General features: G+C 37.0%; 21 protein-coding genes. 5 read left to right on the top strand and 16 right to left on the bottom strand.

All coding sequences use genetic code 11. The features are described 5' to 3' along the window. Positions 1-155: 155 nt before the first annotated feature. Together BN990_RS04030 and BN990_RS04025 are read right to left on the bottom strand one after the other, a co-directional pair. Positions 156-1,334: a saccharopine dehydrogenase family protein gene (locus tag BN990_RS04030; RefSeq protein WP_021289537.1), complete on the bottom strand. Its 1,179-nt coding sequence runs from the start codon at positions 1,332-1,334 to the stop codon at positions 156-158. 21 nt (positions 1,335-1,355) lie between these two features. After that, on the bottom strand, positions 1,356-2,765 hold the full coding sequence (locus BN990_RS04025) for a Na+/H+ antiporter NhaC family protein (protein WP_038242546.1): 1,410 nt from the start codon (positions 2,763-2,765) through the stop codon (positions 1,356-1,358). A gap of 334 nt (positions 2,766-3,099) precedes the next feature. On the opposite strand from BN990_RS04025, the gene BN990_RS04020 reads away from it, so the two are divergent. Continuing rightward, the gene (locus tag BN990_RS04020; RefSeq protein WP_021289539.1) at positions 3,100-4,119 is read left to right on the top strand and encodes a DUF3231 family protein; all 1,020 of its coding nucleotides are present in this window, start codon (positions 3,100-3,102) and stop codon (positions 4,117-4,119) included. Between the two features lie 200 nt (positions 4,120-4,319). Here BN990_RS04020 and BN990_RS04015 read toward each other — a convergent pair whose 3' ends face one another. The 3 genes from BN990_RS04015 to BN990_RS04005 form a co-directional block, all read right to left on the bottom strand. After that, entirely contained in the window at positions 4,320-5,582 is a 1,263-nt protein-coding gene (locus BN990_RS04015; RefSeq protein ID WP_038242544.1) for a TRAP transporter large permease, read from the bottom strand. After that, positions 5,579-6,100, bottom strand: a complete 522-nt coding sequence (locus BN990_RS04010) for a TRAP transporter small permease (RefSeq protein ID WP_038242542.1) — start codon at positions 6,098-6,100, stop codon at positions 5,579-5,581. The genes BN990_RS04015 and BN990_RS04010 overlap by 4 nt, the downstream gene beginning before the upstream one ends. Before the next feature lie 75 nt (positions 6,101-6,175). Then, positions 6,176-7,189, bottom strand: coding sequence for a TRAP transporter substrate-binding protein (locus tag BN990_RS04005; protein WP_021289555.1), 1,014 nt, complete (start codon positions 7,187-7,189; stop codon positions 6,176-6,178). 1,683 nt (positions 7,190-8,872) lie between these two features. Between BN990_RS04005 and BN990_RS22485 the strand changes: the two genes are divergently transcribed. Further along, positions 8,873-9,019 carry a hypothetical protein gene (locus BN990_RS22485; RefSeq protein WP_021289558.1) on the top strand — a complete coding sequence of 49 codons (147 nt, stop codon included), beginning with the start codon at positions 8,873-8,875 and terminating at the stop codon, positions 9,017-9,019. 309 nt (positions 9,020-9,328) lie between these two features. Here the strand turns inward: BN990_RS22485 and BN990_RS04000 are convergent, their stop codons facing one another. From BN990_RS04000 to BN990_RS03980, 5 genes are read right to left on the bottom strand one after another with little or no spacing between them, the layout of a single operon-like run. After that, positions 9,329-9,631, bottom strand: a complete 303-nt coding sequence (locus BN990_RS04000) for a DUF4176 domain-containing protein (protein WP_021289559.1) — start codon at positions 9,629-9,631, stop codon at positions 9,329-9,331. A gap of 27 nt (positions 9,632-9,658) precedes the next feature. After that, positions 9,659-10,321, bottom strand: coding sequence for a DUF443 family protein (locus BN990_RS03995; protein WP_021289560.1), 663 nt, complete (start codon positions 10,319-10,321; stop codon positions 9,659-9,661). A 7-nt stretch (positions 10,322-10,328) separates the two neighbouring features. Further along, a complete protein-coding gene (locus BN990_RS21475) occupies positions 10,329-11,903 on the bottom strand; it encodes a ribonuclease YeeF family protein (RefSeq protein ID WP_051739012.1) in 1,575 nt (524 codons plus the stop codon). Positions 11,904-11,963: 60 nt separating this feature from the next. Continuing rightward, on the bottom strand, positions 11,964-12,242 hold the full coding sequence (locus tag BN990_RS03985; protein ID WP_038242539.1) for a YwqI/YxiC family protein: 279 nt from the start codon (positions 12,240-12,242) through the stop codon (positions 11,964-11,966). After that, a complete protein-coding gene (locus BN990_RS03980) occupies positions 12,239-12,664 on the bottom strand; it encodes a hypothetical protein (RefSeq protein WP_021289563.1) in 426 nt (141 codons plus the stop codon). Before BN990_RS03980 ends, BN990_RS03985 begins: the two co-directional genes overlap by 4 nt. Positions 12,665-12,998: 334 nt before the next feature. Between BN990_RS03980 and BN990_RS03975 the strand changes: the two genes are divergently transcribed. Then, positions 12,999-13,535 carry a hypothetical protein gene (locus tag BN990_RS03975; protein WP_148530679.1) on the top strand — a complete coding sequence of 179 codons (537 nt, stop codon included), beginning with the start codon at positions 12,999-13,001 and terminating at the stop codon, positions 13,533-13,535. A gap of 622 nt (positions 13,536-14,157) precedes the next feature. Here the strand turns inward: BN990_RS03975 and BN990_RS22480 are convergent. From BN990_RS22480 to BN990_RS03965, 3 genes are all read right to left on the bottom strand, one after another. After that, positions 14,158-14,310 (bottom strand): hypothetical protein, encoded by a 153-nt coding sequence (locus BN990_RS22480; protein ID WP_158295216.1) that lies wholly within the window; start codon positions 14,308-14,310, stop codon positions 14,158-14,160. Between the two features lie 343 nt (positions 14,311-14,653). Beyond that, positions 14,654-16,273 carry an amidohydrolase gene (locus BN990_RS03970; protein WP_038242537.1) on the bottom strand — a complete coding sequence of 540 codons (1,620 nt, stop codon included), beginning with the start codon at positions 16,271-16,273 and terminating at the stop codon, positions 14,654-14,656. 30 nt (positions 16,274-16,303) lie between these two features. After that, positions 16,304-17,698 carry a sodium/glutamate symporter gene (locus BN990_RS03965; protein ID WP_038242535.1) on the bottom strand — a complete coding sequence of 465 codons (1,395 nt, stop codon included), beginning with the start codon at positions 17,696-17,698 and terminating at the stop codon, positions 16,304-16,306. Between the two features lie 566 nt (positions 17,699-18,264). Here BN990_RS03965 and BN990_RS21790 point away from each other — a divergent pair. Together BN990_RS21790 and BN990_RS21470 are read left to right on the top strand one after the other, a co-directional pair. Then, entirely contained in the window at positions 18,265-18,489 is a 225-nt protein-coding gene (locus tag BN990_RS21790) for a sigma 54-interacting transcriptional regulator (protein ID WP_081856105.1), read from the top strand. A 63-nt stretch (positions 18,490-18,552) separates the two neighbouring features. Then, positions 18,553-18,855 (top strand): AAA-type ATPase lid domain-containing protein, encoded by a 303-nt coding sequence (locus BN990_RS21470; RefSeq protein ID WP_458647009.1) that lies wholly within the window; start codon positions 18,553-18,555, stop codon positions 18,853-18,855. Positions 18,856-19,150: 295 nt separating this feature from the next. On the opposite strand, the gene BN990_RS03955 is transcribed toward BN990_RS21470, so the two are convergent. The 3 genes from BN990_RS03955 to BN990_RS03945 form a co-directional block, all read right to left on the bottom strand. Next, positions 19,151-19,717: an MATE family efflux transporter gene (locus BN990_RS03955; protein WP_074436620.1), complete on the bottom strand. Its 567-nt coding sequence runs from the start codon at positions 19,715-19,717 to the stop codon at positions 19,151-19,153. Positions 19,718-20,057: 340 nt separating this feature from the next. Continuing rightward, positions 20,058-21,824 (bottom strand): adenine deaminase, encoded by a 1,767-nt coding sequence (locus BN990_RS03950; protein WP_038242526.1) that lies wholly within the window; start codon positions 21,822-21,824, stop codon positions 20,058-20,060. 27 nt (positions 21,825-21,851) lie between these two features. Next, positions 21,852-23,168: an NCS2 family permease gene (locus BN990_RS03945; protein ID WP_021289568.1), complete on the bottom strand. Its 1,317-nt coding sequence runs from the start codon at positions 23,166-23,168 to the stop codon at positions 21,852-21,854. Between the last annotated feature and the right edge of the window lie 33 nt (positions 23,169-23,201).

Genomic DNA, 23,201 nt, shown 5'->3' with positions numbered 1-23,201 from the left:
AATTTGATCGCATTCCATAAGATTTTGAAATAATCAACGCTTGCACTATTCTGCCTTTATAAATAGGAACTAAAAAAAGCCCTGTAGAAATTACCTTCTACAGAGCAATCTTTTCAGACAGCTCAAAAACCCAATCCCACTCATTTATATGCAAGTTATCTTAATTGGTACTTCTTCTCCTTTATGTTAATGCCACGTGAACCAATTTCGTCAATAAACAATTGGTAAGGGATATCTGTTGTCGGTGAAAGGACACCCTTTTTTGTAATCGTATGGTTTCCAAGCATTTGTGCAATAATGCTTGCTGTGTAACCAACAGTTCGATTCATGGCAAATAAGCCAGTTTCTAAATCTCTTTCATCCATCATTTCATAAATAATTTCTATATTTTCCCCGTCTTTCTTTCCTCTTATTATATTCTTCATTAATACAAGATCTTTCTCATTCGCTTTATATTGAAGACGAGGCTCTAAGTGTTTTAATAGAAAATGATGAGGTGTTACATCGGATTCAAATCCTTGAACGGGCTCTTTCGTTAAGAATCCTAACTCAACCATGCTCTTCCAAAACTTCGCATGACCTGACCATCTGATCGTTCTTCGTTCCGTATTGACAATTTCCGTATCAATACCTAGTAATCTTGCAAAATTAAGCGCATTTCCATTTGGCATGGATTCCAACCCCTCGATACCGGATAAGGTAATATCCGTGACCCATTCCTCGTGATGTTGACGATCTGCTGGTATATCAATAACCTCTCCCTCCCTTAACATCAAGGCTGGGCGTTTGTAAGACATGAGCGTACTATCAAAGTTCCATGCAATTTTGTACTTTAATGGATTATCAGCTGCTTCCGCGGTTGGTATACCCCCACAATACGAAAAAAGATCATGGACCTCATCTAATTGACTCACACCATATCCACACAACACCAAATCAATCCCTGGATCCAAGCCTGCCTCCGGCATTATCGCCACTTCTTTTTCCAACGCTTTTTCAAAGACCTCTTTGGAAAGACCTGCTGCATAGGAACAATTGACCAATGAAACCCTTGTATTGATTGCCGCCCTTGCAACGGTATCGTTGAATTGCTTTGGCAAAAGATCAATGACAACATCTGCATCTTCTGTGAATAAGGATTCCAAGTTTTTCTGGGAAGTCGCGTCTATTTTTCTAGTATTCATCTTCTCCATGTTAAGGTGACTGCGAAAGCTTTCCAGCCCGTCGAATGAAACATCTGCACAAACAATCTCAGTGACTTGACTGCATTTTCCCAAGTCCTGCAAAGCGGCTCTCCCTTGTAAACCCGATCCACCTAGTACAATTACCTTCATCTAAGAACCTCCAGTCAAAAATTATCCGATTAATCCAAGTCCTAAATAGATTGCTAATCCAATGATTCCTACTACCATAGAATATGGAATTTGTGTGCGAACATGATCAATATGATCAACTGCCGCTCCAGTAGAAGCAAGTATCGTTGTATCCGATAGTGGGGAACAATGATCACCGAAAACTCCCCCGCCAGCTACTGCCGCTATCGTAGCTAATACTACTGTATCAATCTCTCCTCCTGCAAAACCAAGAGCAAGTGGAACAGCAATCGGAATCATAATCCCAAATGTCCCCCAGGACGTACCAGTGGAAAAAGCGATCACAGCTGCCAATAAAAATGTAATTGCAGGTAACAACCCAGGATTAAGCCATGTTTCGGTTGTCTGAATTAAGTAATTGGCCGTACCCATCTGTTCATTTAAGGCATTAATCGTATAAGCAAAAACTAATATCATCACAGCAGGCATGATTCCCTTGATGCCATTTAAGGCGGTATCCATAATATCTTTCACAGGTATTCCTTGAATGCGCATGATAATCCCTAGAAATATCACGGCAGCAAGAAATGCCTCCATCGTTTTTGCCGAACCAAGCCCAATATACGTACCAACTGCAATCGTTATAATCAGTAAAACCGGTAAAAAGAAATTCCAAGCAATACTAAGTAACCGATCATTAAAGAAAGGCTTAATATTTGTAAGTTCCTTTGATACTAATGGTGTTGAACCGTCTCGAACTAGCTTTCCTTCCTTGTGCGCACGCTCTTCTGCCTTTCTCATTGGACCAAAGTCTTTAATAATTCCTGAAGCGATTAATCCAACCAGTAGCACTGACAATACAGCATAAAAATTAAACGGAATCGACTTTGTAAATACATCCAGAGCATCAGCTTCATTCTGTATCGGTCCTAACCCAATTAATAACCCAGAAATAAATACCGCCCAACCGGTAATTGGAACAATAACGCTAACTGGCGCTGACGTAGAATCACAAATATAAGCAAGTTTCTCGCGAGACATTTTTGCCTTATCGGTCACCTTTCTCATCGTTGATCCAACAAATACTGGGCTAAAGTAATCGCTAAAAAACACAAATAATCCCATAAACCACGTTGTTATCCCAATCCTCTTTTTTGATGCTTGCCTTCGTCCCACCAAATCAGCAAAGCTTTGGATCGCACCTGTACGTTGAAAAAAAGCAATTAAAATACCAATAAAAATCTCTAACAGAAAGATCCAAGAAAAACTTTCGTTACCCAATGCTTCCTTCATTAGATTTGGAAAACCAAGCAATCCTTCCCCCGCCAAAAATACCCCAACCAGACAGGCAATACCTAAAGATAAGATGGTATCCCTTGTCCAAAAAGCAAGCACAATTGCAATTAACGGAGGCAATACCGAAATAAATCCTAACGTTGAAGCACCATCCATCCTACCACCTCTAAAGTAAGCGTTTACATAATCATATGTTTGATAGGAAAGATGTAGAACGGAATAGTTACCTTGCTAAAAAACGAGAAAACATCGCTTCTCAAAAATGCCGTAATTATTGGGATCTAGTAAATTTTCGAAATGAATGATCGAGTTCTACTATTCGTTTTGATATATCATATCTAGTACGAAATACAATTTCACTTCTCAAAAAAATGCCCTGTATATTGTACAGAGCTCTCTATTCACTTAAAAGTTCTTCTTAAGTCACTACATAAAATACCTCATTTTGGAAATAGTAAACGTAAACGGCTGTTTTTCAGGAGGTAGTAATATGAATGAAAATAACGTCCATTTAACGTCTGGAGAAATTGCATCACTCTGGACAGCGTATATGAATGATAGTATGTCAAAATGTATTTTAGATTTTATGCTTAAACATATAGAGGATCAAGATATAAAGCCGATTATTCAACAAGCCCATGATATATCCATGAAACATATGGAACAGCTAACAGCTATATTTGAAAGTGAGCAATTTGCCATACCGAATGGCTTTACCGAACAGGATGTAAATATGAATGCCCCATGGCTATTTACAGATGTCTTCTGTCTCACTTATGTAAATCATATGGCGAAGGTAGGAATGCTTGCATATAGTGGGTTTGTCTCCATGAGTGCTCGGCAGGATATAACTTCTTACTTTTCAAAAGGGCTGGCCGAGACCAATCAGCTTTTTCAGGACTCCCTTAAAATAGCGCTGCAAAAAGGTACAAACGCAAGACATCCTTATATTGAAGTTCCGAAAAGAGTAGAATATGTAGACAGCAAAAAATACCTAAGTGGTTTAAACCCGTTAAGCAATAAGCGACCGTTAAACTCTGTTGAGATTTCTCATTTATATATGAATATCATAACAAACTCAACTGGGATTAAACTATGCCTTGCCTTTGCTCAAACCTCCCCAACAAAGGACGTCCAAGATTTTATGATTCGGGGAAAAGATATCTCTCAAAAACATATTAAAATCTTTGTAGATACCCTACTGAAAGATGATATTGAAGCCCCTCATGTACCGGATGTAGGAGTGAGTGAATCGACAGCCTCCACCTTTTCCGATAAATTAATGATGTTTCATATGAGCTTACTCATATCCTCGGGAATTGGCAATTATTCCACAGCTGGTTCTGCAAGTCAACGAAGTGACTTAATGGTAAATTATGAACGATTATCATTTGAAGTTGCAAGGCTTGCCAAGAGTGGTGCAGATATTATGATTCAGAACAACTGGCTGGAACAACCACCAGGGGTTAAAGATCGTGAGAAGTTAGCAAGAAGTGAAGAAAAAAGCTGATCATACGTGGCGATCCCAAAACTTAGATTTTCACTCTTAACTTAGGGATCGCCACTAGTATTAAAAATATTGTTTACAGGTTATGGGTATCTAAACAAAAGACCTTAATTTATAGCAACTAACTGTTTACTTTCAACCGAGAGTTAGAAATACATCTACTTTACTATCACTTTTCCATCATTTAAAAATGATTCTTATTTTTATTCAAATACAGCGAGCAAGAACAAAGAAAGTTCTGAGAAGAATGCTATAACAAGCAAGGTAAATATCATAACAAGAATAAACGGAACGGTACTTTTAATTACCTCGGTTAATGATACTTTACTAATCCCCGAAGCTACAAATAAATTTAGCCCAAACGGAGGTGTGATCATGCCAATAGAAAGAGCAACAATCATAATAATTCCAAAATGGATCGGATCAATCCCAAGTTCGAAAACCATTGGCAAAAATAACGGAACAAAAATTAATACTGCCGCACTCGTATCCATAAACATTCCTACCAGCAGCAAAATGACTATAACAAGTAATAAGAAAACCACCTCAGTGTTGGCATACTCAAGAAAAACAGATGCGAGATTGGCAGGTATTTGCTCATAGGTTAGATACCAACTAAACACATTAGATGCCGCAATAACAAGCATGATCATCGAAGAAGTTATAACCGATTTCTTCGTAACATCGATGATCCTTCGCACTGTCAATTCCTTATAGACAAACAACCCAATGATTAGACTGTAAAAAATTGCAACAGCGGCAGCCTCTGTCGGAGTAAAAATCCCAAAATAGATGCCTCCTAAAACAATAACAGGAAGCAATATTCCCCAAATGGCTGAGATAAATGATTTTCCAACCGCTCCAAGACTCGCCCTTCCTTCTGGTTTAAATCCTTCCCTTTTTGAAATGATATAACTGACAATGATCAGGACCAAACCAATAAAAATTCCCGGAGCGATTCCAGCAAGGAATAAATCACTAATGGAAACCTCTGCAGAAGAGCCATAGACCAACAGCGTGATACTAGGCGGAATGATAATACCCAATGTTCCAGCAGTTGTCATTAAACCGATTGCGAATTTCCTTGAATATCCAGCATCATTTAACGAAGGAATCATTAATCCACCGATGGCAGCTACCGTAGCAGGGCTAGAACCTGAAAGTGCGGCAAATAGCATAGAAGACATAACCCCTGCAATTGGTAATCCACCCGTCGTCCAGCCTACTAGCTTTTTAGCAAAATCAATTAATCTCCTCGACGTTCCGCCAGCAAGCATCAAATCTCCAGCAAAGATAAAAAAAGGAATGGCCATCAGAGTAAAGGAATCTATTCCCGCAAAAATGGTTCTAGAGAATACATCAATCGAAACTCCCTGTTGCATCATGGCTACAAAACTCGCTAAGCCTATTGCTACGGCAATCGGTGCTCCAATAATTAATAGAAGAACAAAAATAACGATAATCATTCCTTCTTCCCCCCTTCTGTAACTGGAGGATTTCCATTGGAATTATTTTTTTTAGCATTGGTAGCATCTTTTATTAGTAATTGTAGAAAACGAATGAACATTAATGAACCGCCTACAGGAAGCGCCAAATATGGGATAAACATCGGAATACCTACAGCAGGTGTTACATTCCCAAATTCGATTACATTGGAAACCGTAATCGATCCAGACCAGATAAGAATGACACTAAAGATCATTCCTATCACGCTCGCTAATATCGAACATAGCCTCTTTAGTATGTACGGCAGATATGTAACCACCGCATCAACTGTCGCATGTGCCTTCTCTCTTACTGCTATACTGCTCCCCACTAAAATAAACCAAATAATAATATACCTTGAAACCTCTTCAGACCAGACTAAGGATATATTAAAAGCATATCGAAGTACTACTTGAAGGAAGACCAGTAAAGAAGCAATGAGAAGAGAAAGCACTGCCACGTACTCCTCCAAGTGATCTAATAATTTATTTATTCTCATTTACATGCTCCTTTTGAATCAATTAAAGAAAAAAGGGAAAGAACGGCCTCAACCGCTCTAATTTTAGTTTGGCAATTATTGATCAACCGCATTTAGCAATTCCTTACTACCATCCAACTTATTAAATTCGTTATATACGCTTGACATTGCATCCTTAAAGGCTGCCTTCTGCTCCGGACTCAGTTCGTTGATTTGAATATCTGTTTTATTTAATTTTTTTAGATAGGCCTCTTCATCACGCTTCGATTCTTCCCACTGCCATTCCGTCACTTCCTTTGAAACTTCATCTACAGCTGCTTGTAGTTCCTCAGGCAGCTTTTGATAAAATTTACTGCTGATTACAAGTGGATACGCCATATAACCATGACTACTTAGCGTAAGATAATCCTGCACCTCATAAAACTTCTTACTAACAATATTGGATAGTGGATTTTCCTGACCATCTACTGTACCAGTTTGCAAAGCAGTATATAACTCAGAAAAATCAATGGACACTCCACCTGCATGAACTGCCTGAAACTGGGAGATTAGAAGCGGACTTTGTGAAACTCTCATTTTTAGCTGATTCATGTCCTTCGGTGTTTCAATTGGATGTATGGAATTCGTCAAATGCTTGAATCCACCGTCCCAGAAACCTAATAAATGCATGCCTTGCGATTCTAATTTTTTTCCTAGAATATCCCCTAATTTACCATTCGTTGCTTTAAAGGCATGATCTCGATTCTCAAATAAAAAAGGAAGATCAAACACTTCAAATTCTTTTACAAAGGTAGGTAAAACACCTGTAAATGGTGCGTTCATTTGCACAGTACCAGACTGCATCTGTTCAATTATTTCACGATCACTTCCGAGTTGAGAATCTGGATAGACTTCTACTTTTATTTGCCCATCGGTTCTTTTTTCAATAAGTTCACCAAATTTTTCTGCCGCTTTCCCTTTTGCAGTAGATGGACTTACCACATGAGCGAATTTGATAGTATATTCTTGACCATCTCCTTCACTAGAAGCCGATTCCCCATTGCTGCACCCAGCCAAAAGCAAAACAATCATTAAGCTACCAATCACCCAATTAAAAGCAATTTTTTTCATCATGCATCCTCCCCCATTTTCATTATTAATCATGAACATCCACAATTGTAATCGCGCATGATTTCATGAATCCCGACGATCCGCGAAAATCCTCCATCAATTTTATCCTGTTATCCTGTTGAATAGAAATTGATTGTTGTAACTAGCAACGACTGAGCAGTGGTAAGGAAATAGTTTTCTTTAAACCATTCTTCGACATATTTTGTAAGCGCATTCATTTTTCTGCTTCGTTTAGTGTAAACGTAAAAATAATTACAAGCTGAAAACTAATTCGATCCGTCTTTTATTCCTAAATCCATCAATTGATCGCCGCCGTGAATCATTTATTACCCTAATCATAGAGCGTTCATCTTTACACGTCTTATTAATCCAAGAATTAAATTCTCAATTTCGGAAATCAAATAAAATACAAAAGTAAAAACTACTTGTCCATCATTTACAATTTTATGACTCACTTCGTATAGTATTCAACTTCTCTCTTTAAATTTTATTCGCTTTATGAAATCTTTTTGTTCTATAACAAAAACAGGTAATTATATCCAATTCTGGAGGGTCAGGTTTGTTTGATGATGAAAGCATTACAGATTTTAAGAAATTAAGAAATCAAAGCACACTGATGTAAGGCAAAACAAAAAGGCGATTCAATATAGGAGAAGTCGTAGATGGTACTATTAATGGTGTCATAGGTGGAATAAAAGTTGTTGGAGTAACTGACTTCGCAGTAATACCTATATCCAGTCTTTATTCAGGCTTATAATGGTGTTGTTACCTCATCATATTTGCTTTAATCATAGTGAGTATAATAGGGGAAAGAATATATCATAAGCTAACAAAATTTCTTATCTGCTATAATATACGGAGTCAAGAGATGGTGCAGGAGATAAAACACGAAATGGATTAAGATAATTAATAATCCTATAACTGAAAAGAAAAATACATATGTTCTTACAGAAGGATTCATTTCTTTTTAAAGGCTAACTGTATTGTTATTCTTACCGTCTTTCTATTTCTAATTAATTATCCTTCTTGGAATTGGGATTGGCACCATGATCTATTGGTTTTTTGCTTTTTCCCCAACCTTTTCTAGTTTTATTAGCATTCGCTGCAGCTTTTCGAAAAAGGAGCAATAAACATTTGTATTCATTCGAACAAACAAAAAATTCATGGGTTGGCTCTGTACATGCCATTATTTTTTATATTCCTCTTTTCCCTAATTTTCCTGGGGGCAGAACTTCCTTTCCCTAGTACAATTTTGTTTTTGATTATTACCACGAGTTTTATGGTTGCAGCTTTTTCAATTATCTTTCATCCATTTACTATAGGAGTCTATGTCTATGGAGCAAATGTTTTTAGAATGCCAGACAAAAATAGATTTTGTATTTAAATATATTGTTATTTTTACTTCAGGTATTAACTATCATATACAAAAGTTATTACAACCGTTTTGCCGCTTTTGTGGAATAAGTTATTAGCTATACTGTTTGTTATTGTTTTACTCTGGCAGTTATTTGGCGTTATTTCCATTTTTAGTAATTAAATAATAGATAAGCGTTCAGTTCTAGATGCAGAATTTGAAGTATAATAGTGTACTTCTCTAAATTTATATAAGCCACATATTATCAAAAATAAACCTTTACAAAATTAATAGAAATACGGCGTTTTATAGAAAGAAAGGGGAAAATAATGATACAAGGTTATCGAAACACTGTTACTGTTACTGCTCCTTCTTTCAAAGCAGGAGCAGCTTTCTATCTAAAAGCACATTTACTTTTTTTTGCACTACTCTTACCTTTTTTATACATTTTAGAGATTGGGGAGGAGACGAATTGACGTCCATACTTACGCTAGTCTGAATTGATATAGCAGGAATAATCAACTATTTTGAAATTTAAACTTATATTAAAACCTATAACTATTATTTAAGCAAAAAGGTTATCTCTTTTTAAAAGATTACAGAATCATTTATCTTTAAGCAGTTGCAGATAAACTAGGTGAACTAAGAAGAGAGTTACGATGCACTCAATCAACAAAATACAAACTTAGAATAATTACTATAATCTATATTTTATTGAGCGTAAAGGTTCTACCTTATTTAGATAGAACCCTTACGCTCAACTTCTAAAAATGGTCTAGCATTTACTATTTCAATGGGTATGTAACTATTCCCTTTTCTATACTTTCATTATTTTCTTGTTTCCAATCGTTAAAAAGTTTCTGGAAACGTTCTTCTTCGTTATCTTTAAATCCTTCAAATACTACCCTATCGATATTTTCATGATTAAAATAAAAAACATTATCGGGCACCAACCCTTGAGGATAAAAGCATCCTGAGTAATCAAACATCTTCTTTTCGTTTTCCACTTCTAAGATCGGTCCTCTATTTAGAATCATAAGTTTACTTGTTCCTTCTTTTAAGTACACAATGGATCCTATTGGTAACACTATGTGCTTCCTCCTTTTATTATAATGCTATCCAACTGCCTTTTTATCATCTTTAAATTTCACTGTTGTATTTCCATCTATTACTGTCATGCCACTACCAATGAATAAAAGAAACAAAAAAACGGTTGCAAAGAATAGCATCATTACATTCCCGTATTCAATAAATGCAACAAAACTTATTAGTGTAAATCCTAAGAAGAATAGATAAAAAAATAAATATTGAAAACAATACTTCGTTGATTTTGGTCTGATCCATAATCTATCAGTTGATAACTGCTCGGTTTTAGCAACTTTATATAGATTTTTCTTATTCATATTACTTATATAAAAACGGAGTAAAAAAGCTATTATTAACACAACGATAAGAATAATAGAGTTCACTAATGTGGAACTTTGAATATTAAAATAATCCATTAAAGGTCGTAAAAGATTAGCTAATAATATGGAGATACCTGCTCCTAATATACTAAAGTAATTGGTTTTTGCTTGTTTTAATTCAGGAGCTTGTATATTTCTCAACATATCTTCATCGTCAATTTTATATACGGTATGTGGGAAAATCCAAAACAAAAAAGGAAATAATATTTTCCATAATGATTGCCCCATATCTACAAGGTAATAATCATTATTATTAATTGATAGAATTCTATATCTTATGTTTTTATTTACACGTTGAATCTCACATTTCATAGAATGATCACCATCCCCAGTTCATTGGATTTAAAGCATTTAGACCACTCTGTATAGCCTCACCTGCGTTTTCCATTGTACTATCAAATGTTTCGTTAATTTTTTCTCCCATATCATCTAACTTTTTCCCCACTGTATCTAAACCATCTTGAAGCCCCAAAAAATTATTATCATAAACAAAATTAAACGCAGTTGTAGCAAATGTACCCGCAGCTATACCACCTAGTACAGCCCAACCAGCTGGATTTGAACCAAGTAAGAAGGCCGTTGCAGCTGTTCCTCCTATATTCGCAACTACCCCCACTCCTAAAGCCGCTGAGTTATGAGAAATCGCTTCTCCTACAGTCTTATCCTTATGCGCTAAATCCACATAGATACCAACACCAAAACCAGCTGCCATAAAACCACGACCTAAAACTTTTCCTGCCGTACGTATATTCTCGCCGTTTTTAATAAAAGAGTTGGATAATCTTGCTGTTCTTTTATTGATCATTACAAAGGAATTACTTCCTGAAGGTCCATGTATACCACTAATTATGTTTATCAAACCACCAAATTTAGTTGTTCCATAGCCTACTTGTTGAAGAGTCGTAGCAGTAATATCTACACCTAAATTCGTACCTATTTTTTCAACATTACCTTTTAAATAGCCAAGAAAGCTGTCAGGTACATCTTCTTTTAATTCATCTTCACTTAAATCACCTTTTAATTTTTCAAGTACAGATAAATTTGTGTAATATTGTTCTCTATCAATTACTCCATTTTCTAAGTCCTTATACGAGTTATTTAAGATTGCTTGTGATAACTCATCCATATCTTTCAACGATTCATTCTTCGCTTTTTCAATTTCATATAGTGGCAAGTTCTTAATAGAATACAAGTTTATAACTTCTGCTGTTTCTTTTCCATTTTTTGAATTACTATTCTTGATAGATTGATAAGCAGTAATGCCATTGACGGCATTTATATTGAATTCTTGTACCGACAAATCGCCACTGTCGAATTTGGAACTAAGCTCAGATATGTAATTTCTCATTTTATGTAAATCTACTTTTGTTTGTTCAAGCTGAGAGGTTTCATAGTCATCTAATCGATGCAACTCTTCCACTACATCTTGAATCATTTGTTTTTCGCGTTGAACATCTTCAACCACTCGAGATTCATCAATTTTAGGAATAGCGACTATATCCTGCACACTTCCTAGAATATGGTTCGCTTCATTGGTTAACTCGATCGTTTTTGTCTTCACTATATCCAAGCTTGGGTCCACTTCATTTTCTAGAAATCCCTGATCAATAAAGCCATTTGTATTAGATTCATATGTACCAATCGCTTGTTTCATATCTACTAATGTATTCTGATAGTCTACCAAAGATTGATACAAGAAGATAAGGAATGGCTGATGACACTCATTATAGAATGTCCGCATTGCATCTCCTGCTTTTCCCTTTAATGCATCATCGAGACAATAGAAATCCCTGACTGCACGTTGAATAGAAGATATTCGGCCATAAAGGGATTCAATATCTTTTACAGCATAATCAATTCCAGACTGCACACGATGAACATCTAAAACTTTCAAGAGAGAACCTCCTTTCTAATTATACCTCATGCCAATGCTGTTAGCTATGCGATCTGACGCTTATTTCAGCTTAATATCATTCGCCACTTGTTGTTCAGTCTCTTGAAGTTTTGTGATGGCTTTTTCAGTCGCATTTACATTAGCAACAAATAATGCCTCAAATTGATTTAACAGTTCCTCATATTCCCTTTTTATTTCATTAAACGATCGTAGCATCCGAAGCTGATTTTCTCCATCAATTTCCCGTGCGAAAGATGTATTCAGCTCTTGGATAGAAGTTCGTAATTCTGCAATTCCATTCTCCACAGGGGTTTGTTGGAGTTTAATTTCTTCACTCATGATTGATTTTCCACCTCACGCTTTTGTCTGTTTACATTTGTGTGCTGTGTTTCCATCGATGAGATATTGCTTTCTATTACATAAATCTCTTGTTTTATCTGATTGATTTGTACTATGATTCGATTCTCCGCATCACTAATATCTTTATCGGAAATCGCTGAGAAGCTCACTTGTAATTCATTTTCTCTGAAGTTATGTATTTTAGTGGCATTATTACCATGAAGCGTTTTCGTTGTGAATTCTGGTTCTATACAGATGCTTTTTGTCCTATTAAAATCACTTTTATTCAGTTGTAATTGGGATAAAGCACTATTTAACCGTCTTAATTCTTCATTTTTTTCTTCTAATCTTAAGTTGGCTATACCGATGAGACGTTGAAGCTCCAAAAGCTCCGAGTTTAACTTATGTAAATTTAATTCCACATTGATCACCTACTATTTCTAAATACGTAATCCGTATTGCTTATTAGAGTGGAAATAAAGAAATTCCCATATAGTAATATGGTACTTAAAAAGATGGATTGCTTGTAGAGTAGTAAGTACCATTTTATGGGTGATTATATGAGTTAAGAAATGTTATTTAGGAAAATATGCCCATAAAACAAGCAGCGTAAGACTGTTTTCTTCATCCTCTTACCTAGAAATTAAAGGATATAAGGGATATTGGGATGATAATCAAGAAACGGGGATTGCAAGAGGATTAGAAGATTTATTGTACCTGCTTGTACATTCCAAGAAGAAGATTCGCACGATCAATATGCGTAATCATAACGTACTTATTATCCATTTATTGACCAACAAAAAAGATACATTGGTTCAGTCTATTGATGGAAGCAATCATCACTTCTCTTTCCTAGGTGTAAAAGACGGCATTGGCCAATTGCTTCGAGAGCATGCTCGAATGGAGGATACAGAGATTTCTGTGGATGGATGGCAGCCTATTCAGCTTCCGGAGGAGCTATTTGATGAGTTCCATACCTCCCCTGCCCCTGCTTTACAAGCAATGGCAGCGGATCAAAAACAACCAAAACCGATACGCGAATTTGTCTCTGCATTGTTAGCAAATGGGCAAGAATTCGATAATATTTCTTTTATGAAATCTAGTTACGTCAAAGATCAATCTGCATTTGATGATATTCATTTCTTTTTACCAGTAGAGGAAGAAGACTACATTTGGCATCTAGACTATCAGGAAATTGAAAGCGCAAGACGAGTTACCTTACAGCCGATCCCTGTCAGGAGTTATTTTCAAGAAATAGAGCGTGCAACCATTGCCTATTTTACAGAGGAATGATAGTTTTAGTAGATTACACTTCCCATTAATACGTAATGAACAGTCCTGTAAATACCCGATAGCATAAAAGAAGATTCAAGAATCTGTTCTTGAATCTTCTTTCACTTATAACCTTCTATATTGGTGGCTCTTAGGATCGGGTGTAAAGTACGAGATAGAGTAATCAAGGCTGATCATTTCACTATATTCAAAGACGCTCCTCATCACGTAAAATCCCCCGATTCACAATCTTCATCGCATCTGTCCCCTTCTTACAATTAAGAAGTTCTGCATATATTAACGACGGTGTAGGTTGTGCTAAAGTGAGAGATTTGGTAACCGCTTTGTCTGACAAATTCATGTACAGATTGGGCAACACATTTTAGTATACTATATGTATGTAATTAACCACCTTATTTATAATTTAAACCTTTCTTTTGGAAATCTACACAATAATGCATTTATTAATGTAAAGCATGCCATTATAAAACAAACAATATAAGAGATTGAGTTATCAAAAAAAGTAAGGATAATAATAACTACCCATAATTCCGTTTTTAGAACTTTCTTGCCTCGTTGAATATAATTATCTATCGTATTTTGCGTAATAAATATCTCTTGGAATGCTTCATAAGTAAATTTCTTATCGTTTAAACTTTAATAAACCCTCTGTGTTCGTTGAAAAAAATTCAATAGACTTCGTTGGCTTTTTGTCTAACGAACCGACTAACGCACAAGCGACTACTGTTTCCTGGTGTACATCTAAACCTGCACTTCTTTCAATCATGGCTTCCATTGGAGAATCACCTCATCATTAAATGAACAATACAAATGACAGTAGTTCTCTTGTAAAACTTTTGTATACGTGATCGAGGCACAATAGATGGTTCTTCTATACTGTCACAACCCGTTTCTTACACAGGGTACCCACTTTCAGGATCCACCATAGTATATTCGGTCTGGTCGTATTGTTAATACTGGTATTGCCAGATTTGAATAACGTATATACACTTTTTTAATTAGAAATTCTTTTTCATGATAGATGGTGGCTACGCGGAGCGGAGCCATGTTGATTTCTTATCTTTTAAAAAAAGAGAAAAGTGCAATCAGCACCTTTCTCCCTTTGGAAGAAGCCCCAGTTATTCTGTAAGCACGGAATCTACGCTGTAAATGGTCTTTCCCTCTTTAATCGTCTCTACAACTTGTAATTCCTTTATTTTCATTTTATCTACTTTTAATGGATTTTGGTCTAATATAACTAAATCTGCCAGTTTTCCTTCTTTGATACTACCTTTTTGGTCTTCTTCAAAGTATGCATAGGCAGCATTGATTGTCACTGCTTTTATTGCATCATAGACGGGGATGCATTCTTCAGGTCCAATATGAACACCTTTTCTTGTGATGCGGTTGACCGCACACCATATGGTTTCAAGCATATCAGGTTTTACAACTGGCGGGTCCTGGTGGAAGTTGACGACAAGCCCCCGTTCAAAGGCAGATTTTGCAGGACTAATACGGCTGCCGCGCTCATGCCCCAGATTTTTCAAATGCACATCTCCCCAATAGTATGTATGGGGTATAAATATAGAAGGAATCATCGATAATTCAACCATCTTATCCAATTGATCATTTCGAACGGTTTGACAATGAATCATAACCGGGCGTAAGTTGGCTTTATTAGAATTATCCGATTCTTGCAGTGCAGCTTCATAGTTTCTTAATAATTGATCGGACGCAGCATCACCATTACTATGGGTCAGAAGCTGTACGTCATCATTTATAGCTTTAGCTACATATTGCTTCACTTGTTCGTCTTTATACCAAGAATAACCACGATAGGTTTCTTCCCCTTCATACGGCTCTGTCATCCATGCCGTTTTTCCTTGAGGGGAACCATCTAAAAAGAGCTTATAACCACCTATTTTAAGTCGCCTATGATATTTTTTGGCGTATTTCTCATTTTTTCCCATATCATCAGGATTTTCAACCACTAAAGGATAGGCAACAACATCCACTTTCAAATCACCTTGTTCAGCCAAGGCTTTGAATAGTTCGAGATATTCACTGGATGTTGCTCCATCTTGTACTGTAGTAATCCCATTTTTTATATACATTGCCTGGCCAAGATTGGCTAATTCAACTATATCCGCTTTCGAATCTTGGAATAACGTTTTCTGTAAACTCAACAAACTTCCTTCTTCCAAATAACCATTGGGCTCCATTGTTCCTTCTATTCTGCCGATAACTCCTCCATCTTCATTAGGGGTATTTTCATCAATTTCTGCTAATTTCAGACCAGCATCATTGGTACACCCTACGTGACCAGATGCATGGAAAACGAAAATAGGGTTTTCCGCCGAAACATGATTTAATACTTCCTTGGTAGGATGTTTCTCCTCCTTCAAAAAATTATGGTCGTAGCCAAAGCCAACAACTACGTCTTCCCTATTTAATCCTCTATTTTCAATATATAATTTCAGTGTATAAATAACATCATCAAAACTCTCACATTTACTTAAATCCGCCATTTGTGATATCGGTCCCATCATAGCTAAATGCCCGTGAGGATCGATGAATCCAGGCATCAATGTTTTTCCTTTCAAATCAATCTTTTCAATACGGGAATCATTCATGAAGGATTCAAAGTCTATGAAGCTACCAACCTTCTTAATCACCCCATCTTCAACCAATACCGCTTCTACTACATCCTTTTCATTCTCCATGGTTATAATGTCTCCGCCAAAATACAATTTCTTCATAAAAATTAATACACCCCTTTGTCATTTAAATTACTTAGAAACAACTGACTTTAATTCCTCTACATTCTCAACATTTTTTGGTTTAAAATTATATGTTTTTCTTCCCCATACGTTGAATACCTTTAATATGATTAAATAAATAGGAATCGGCGCTAAAAGTAATAGAATTCCTATAGTCAAAGATAACGTACCAGAAGCAATAGCTAATATGGTAACAACTGTTCCATATGAGGCGATCATCGGAACATTCATCAATCCTAATTCAACGGCAGTTGAAGTTCTTAAAGAAGGATCAATAATTCTTACAAGCGCAATACCACTTGGAACGGTTCCAGTAGTTGTACCATATAATCCAACCGTTCTTTCAAAATCGTTCTCCCCACCAATTCTTTGACCAAAATAAACGCATATGACGATAGTTAAAATCGTTATCACAATTGCCTCAATAATAATCGGAACCATCCAAACACCAATAACACTAAATGGTACAGCCATAAATGACGTAACTACTAAATAATCCGTTGACCAGCCGGTAATCTTGGATTGAAACGTATTATCCAGCATATGCTCAATACTTAGTTTTTTCATTATAAATTTTACTAGATATCCAGCTAACATCCCATAAATAAATAGCATGCCACTAAAAGTGGCCCCTACACCAGGAATGAATGACACTACTTGCGCCATGCCTAAAGCTAACATAAAACAGAGACCGATAATCGCAAAATGAAAGGTCATCGTATCCATATTTCCACTATACATTGTCTCATTACCTAATGACTCTCTTTTTTCTTCTTTCACATAATAGCCTCTTTCAACATAACCGTCGATTCCGGATTTAGCCAAGTTTTTCGCCAATCCTCTTTTTATACCAAGTTTGGCTAGTGGAACACCAACGAGAAAGCAAAATAAAAATCCGATAGCAGCAAAGGTAATTCCGACCGTAGCAGCGTCAACAATTCCATATTGCTGCTCCATAATCGTGCCAAACGTAGCCGCTTGTCCTGGACCTTGTGCAAAAGCAAATGGGATAAGCAAGCCGTAGACTGTATCCATTCCGAAGAAACCACCAATACCCAAGATGACAAGTGCCCCTACGGCAGGAGTAAGAGCATATAGCAAATTCCAATGAAAGCCTAACCCTAATGAACCTTTCGCAATACTCTTACCAATAGAACCTGATGTTTTTGACTTAGGGCTACTTGTCAATGCAATGGAAATAAAGGTAATAGTAAATAAGAAATTTACCATACTAACGTACATTTCTGAGTCCGTCGATGTGATAAGACCCGTATTCATAAGAATCAAGCCTAACAAACCAGCGACAACGCTTGCAGGTACTAGCATTTTCCTAATAAATGTAACCTTTGTCCGAATGATTATACCGAGGCAGAGCATAATACTCGCTAACCCAAAAGCTATCATGAAACTAATAAAAATCCCCTCCATTTCTAGAAAGAGAAATTTCAACTGCCGTATGATGGTACCCATTCTATAAATAGGGTCTGTTCGATAGATGATCAACTTATTACCTGGCCATAGGGATACCACCTAAGTTATTGGAATCGCTTTCATATTATTGGTACATACGACTATAGCAATCTTTGCTGCATAAATGTTAACTGTTTCCCTATAATTATGACACATTAGCTGGTTTAAACATCACATAGCACCCAGCTACACAGATAACTTTCACCTTTCCCCCCTTTTTATTTTTTAAAATTACAAGCCAATGCGTAGTAATGACTACATCTTGCTTAAAGCTTCACGGTCTCAAACTTCTTAGTCATTTTTATCCTCAATTTGAACATGCATTATAAGATAGTTAGATAGTTAGATAGTTACGTTTATTAAATCAGTAAGTGGTTAATAGGTCAATATATTTCTAAAATTCTAATTATTTAGATTTTAAATAATATATATAAACAACACCTATAGAGGATTGTTTTTCACCCCAACCAATTAATTGAACATCGAGCTTTAAACGAGGGCTGATTGAACTCGCGGATAAAGGCACCCTATTTTTGGATGAAATTGGTGAAATGCCACTGCAGCTACAGGCAAAGCTCCTCCACGTCTTACAGGAAAACGAATTCCTGCCTTTAGGTGGAGATAAAATGAAACGGGTAGACATTCGCATTCTCGCAGCAACGAACAGAGACTTAGAAGATATGGTAGCACAAAAACAATTCAGAGAGGATTCTATTACCGACTGAACGTAATTGATATTACCCTTTCTCCTTTACGGACAAGAAAAGACGACATTGTACCATTGATCTATCATTTTTTATACAAGATTTAATAATCTGTATAATTTGGAAAATTTCATTACGAAAGATAGCTTTGATCTTCTCGTAGATTACGATTGGCCAGGTAATGTGCAGCAATTGGAAAGTATCATGGAAAGACTTGTTGTCACAAGTGATCGCTTTATCCAAATAGATGATATACCCAACTTAATAATACAAAATAGTAAACAAAACTCAAAGTCAACTGATTCAGAAACACTTGATGCAGCTGTTGAAGACGTTAAAAAAAGCATGATACGAAATTCATACGACAAGCATAAAAGCTCTCGTTAAGTAGCAGAGGATTTGAAAATAAGCCAGTCCAAAGCTTTCAAGCTGATGCGTCAGTATTGTGAGGATTTGAAGTAAAGTTGAAGCTGACTTACTGCGGATGTGAGCATGCTGGTTATGAGGATTGGCGATGTAGACAAGGCTCTTTCTCACATTTCCACGAAAGGCTAAAAAAAAGGGACTTACATTTGAAAGAAGTAAGTCCTTTTTAGTAGGTGTGTATAAAGTGAAACTTTAATCAGTGGTGGGTTTTCTTTTATCCCCCACTGATTGTTAGATTGGCAATTACCTTTATACTTTAATATCCCTGTGATTCCAGCTTCCGGTTCATGACTCCCTGTCTTGCAAATACCAACAGAAAAGTTGCGGTTAATCCTTCCGCTACAGGAAGTGCAAGCCAAACACCTGTGGTTCCAAGCCAAATTGGTAGTATAACGAGTGCGATCTCCAGGAGAATGAAGCCGCGAAAAAGTGTGATGCCAATGGACGGTTTGATGTAAGCAACCGATTGATAATAGGACATGTAAATGAAGTTAATCCCCATGAACAGATAACCAATAAAGAACAAGCCAATCCCCTTAACGGCAAGCTGACGGATAGCTTCTGTTTCCACACCAAAAATCGAAACCAGGATATCAGCACCGAACCAGCCTGCAGCGAGGAAAATACCGCCCAGCGCGAATCCTGTGATTTCCGCAATCTTCACCGTATTTTTGATTGATCCATATTTTTTGGCGCCATAGTAAAAACTGATCATCGGTTGGATGGACGTGCCAATCCCGATAAACGCCAGGAACATAAAGGTATGTAGATAATGGATGACCGAAAATGTGGCCAGTCCGGTTGTACCTGCGTAGTAAGACAATAAGACAAGGCAATATTGTAACCAATCACGAAGACTCCTGTTCCAGTTTCAGAAAGAAAGTTTGGGAAGCCCAATTTGGCCAGGGTCAGTATATCAGCTTTTTTCCATATAGAACGTGCAACCATTGCCTATTTTGTAGAAGAATAATAACTTAGTGATTCCACATTTCATTCAGACCAATCTAATCGTCTTATATTTTACCAAGCTAAAAGAAGAAGGTATAACCTTAACCATCACAGCAATAAAAAAAGAGGATAGCATATAACACTATCCTCTAGTATCAAAGATATATTTCCATTAATGGATAGGATTAAAAAGAGGGAGTCTTCGGCCTCTTCCATCACTCCTCTCTAAATAACGGAATTAGTTGTTGGGTGTTGACATCTACTAAGCCTAGATCACTTATGCGAATTTCAGGGATAACGGTTAATGTCAGGGATGATAGCGCCATTGATGGAGAACGTCTGCCCACCTTCACTCCCATAGACTGAGCCACCTCATTGAATTTCTCTACTTTTGGAGACAGTTCCTCGATAGGTTCCGCTGCCATTAATCCAGCTATTGGCAGATCTACTTGAGCCATAACATTTCCATCTTCCACTAAGCATAGTCCTCCGCCAGATTTCTGTAGTTGTTTTGCCGCCATCAGCATGTCTCTAGCATTTTTGCCTGCAACGACTAAATTATGACTGTCATGAGCTACGGTCGTTGCATATGCACCACTGCGTATCCCTGAATTTTTTAAAACACCTACAAATGGTTTACGATTTTGACCATGGCGTCCAGTTACAGTTGCAAAAACATATTCTTCAGGTAAATGACGTATTTCCCCATCTGTAACCTGTATCTCTAAAGAACCTATTTTCGTTGTTCCAATTGGTGTCATCTCCATTGTATTTAGTGTTATCGTTCCGTTTTCCACTGGTGAATGAATAATAAAATCCTTTTCATTAAGTTCCGGTAGACGGACGGTATTTTTACGAAGCGGTGGCGTACGAGTGGTAATATCCGTGATGATTCTTCCATCCTTTACCATTTGTTCCCCTTGTACATAAACATCATTGATCTGCATTGTCTCTAATGAATCTACCAAAGAAAAATCCGCTACATATCCGGATGCTATTGCGCCACGGTCATGAAGTCCATATCGCATCGCTCCATTTAGCGAGGCATAACGAATAGCAAGTGGTGCTGGTATTCCTTCTTCAATACAACGACGAACCACTCGATTCATTTGTCCATTTTTCAACATATCATTCGGTTCTACATCATCCGTGCACATTGCAATGTTAGAAGCGTGAGGAAGGATTTCCCATGCCTTTGCCGCTATATCCGCAAACTGACTGACACTGGATTCCCGAATATAAATCAACATACCAGCACGCAGTTTTTCTACTATTTCTTCTACTGTACGGCTTTCATGATCAGAGTTTACTCCAGCCGCTAGATAAGCATGTAAGTCTCGACCAGTAACCCTTGGCAAATGACCTTCATTACGTACACCAAAATCAAGCCCCTTTTGCACAATGCCTGCCATTCGTGGATTTTGCTTAATAACACCTACATAATCCATTAATTCAGCAATTCCCACTACGTCAGGATTATCTAACAATGCTGCAATATCTTCAGGACCAAATTCTGCCCCAGCTGTTTCCACACCGGGAACAGCTGGAACACAGGATGGAATTGTTGTAAGAATTCGTACCGGAAGTCCCTTGCTAGCATTTATCATATAGCTTACCCCTTCAGCACCCATGACATTGCCAATTTCATGTGGATCAATAACAGCTACTGTAGTGCCATGTCGAAGTACTGCTCTCGCAAACATATCTGGTGTAACCATTGTGCTTTCAATATGCACATGACAATCGATAAAACCAGGTATCGCATATTTACCTTGTGCATCAACCTCATTATCCCCTTCCATGTAAAAGGTTGGTTTATTATTCTCATAACGAGCTATTGCACTAAAACGGTCTTTTTTAATTCCAATATCAGCAGGATAAGTCTCTGCCGTGAAAACGTTCACCAGATTAACTCCTCGAATCACAGTATCCATCCGTTCATCACCACGTGCTGCTGCTACAATATGTTGCCGTGAAAACATACGATTATTCTCCCTCCGGTTTTTTCATCATTCAGCTAATGTAATAAAATAAATGATAAGTGGTATTAGTAAAATATATAGTCCAGGATGAACTTCCTTGTATCTGCCTGACAAGCTCTTTACGAGCACATATATAATAATCCCAGAAGCAATTCCATTTCCAAAGTTAAAGGTAAATATGGTAATAACGATTGTCATGAAAGCAGGTAATGATTCTGTCACATCTTGAAAATTAATGTTTCTAACAGATGAAAGCATTGTCAATCCGACTAGAATTAGTGCCGGAGCTGTGGCTTCTGTTGGAATAATCATGATTAAAGGTGTAACAAATAAAGTCAGCAAAAATAAAATCCCAGTTGAAACTGCGGTTAATCCTGTACGTCCTCCAGCCTCAACACCAGTTGCCGATTCAACATAGGTGGTCATCACAGGAACTGAAAATAATGAACCTAAAACTGTGCCACCCGCATCAACTGAGAATGGTTTATCTATCTGAGGTAAATTACCGTTTTTATCTAACATGTTCCCTTTACCGGCAACTCCAAGCATTGTTCCAAGACTCGAAAAGAAGTCTGGTACAAAAAAAGCAAGCAAAAATGGGAAGTACGAAACGTCCAACGCTTCCATAACGTCCAATTGGAATAACACTGGTGCGACACTTTCCGGAAGCGAGAAGATAGAACTAGGCAATTGTGTAACCCCCATCGGAATTCCAATTAAGGTAACAGCAATAATTCCAATCAATAGATGACCCCGAACATTTCTTGCCAGTAATACACTCATAATAAAGAATCCGATAAGCGCCAAAATTGCGTTCGGAGAACCTATATCTCCAAGCTGCAAGGAATTCGCGCTTTCACTAGCCGTTACTAATCCTGCATTACGAAACCCAATGAGTGCAATAAATAATCCTACTCCTGCACCGATAGATAGTTTAATTGCAGGTGGTATAAGCCGAACAATCAGCTGTCTTAATCCTAAAATTGTAAATAAAACAAAAAGGACTCCGGAAATAAATACCATTCCCATTCCAACTTGCCAAGGTATTCCTTCTGCTACCACTAGCGTAACAGAAAGAAAAGCAACTGAACCAAGGCCAGGGGCCAAGGCAAAAGGCCGATTACTGTATACTCCCATTATTATGGTTACTAGACCCGTCATCAGAATAACAGCTACTGTAACTGGTCCTTTCGGTATACCTGCACCCTCAAGCATTCCCGGTACAACAATTAATACATAAAGCATGGTCATGAAAATAGTTAATCCTGCAGTGAATTCTGTTCTTGCATTCGTATGATTTGCAGATAATTGAAATATTTTTTCCATTAAATTAGACCTGTTCAATTATGTCTCTCCTCTCGGTGTAATAGAATATTA

It is taken from the genome of Virgibacillus salexigens, from assembly GCF_000723585.1.
Lineage (GTDB): Bacteria > Bacillota > Bacilli > Bacillales > Amphibacillaceae > Virgibacillus > Virgibacillus salexigens.
Note: the sequence above shows the minus strand (reverse complement) of the source record. Positions and strands in the feature narration are given on the sequence as shown.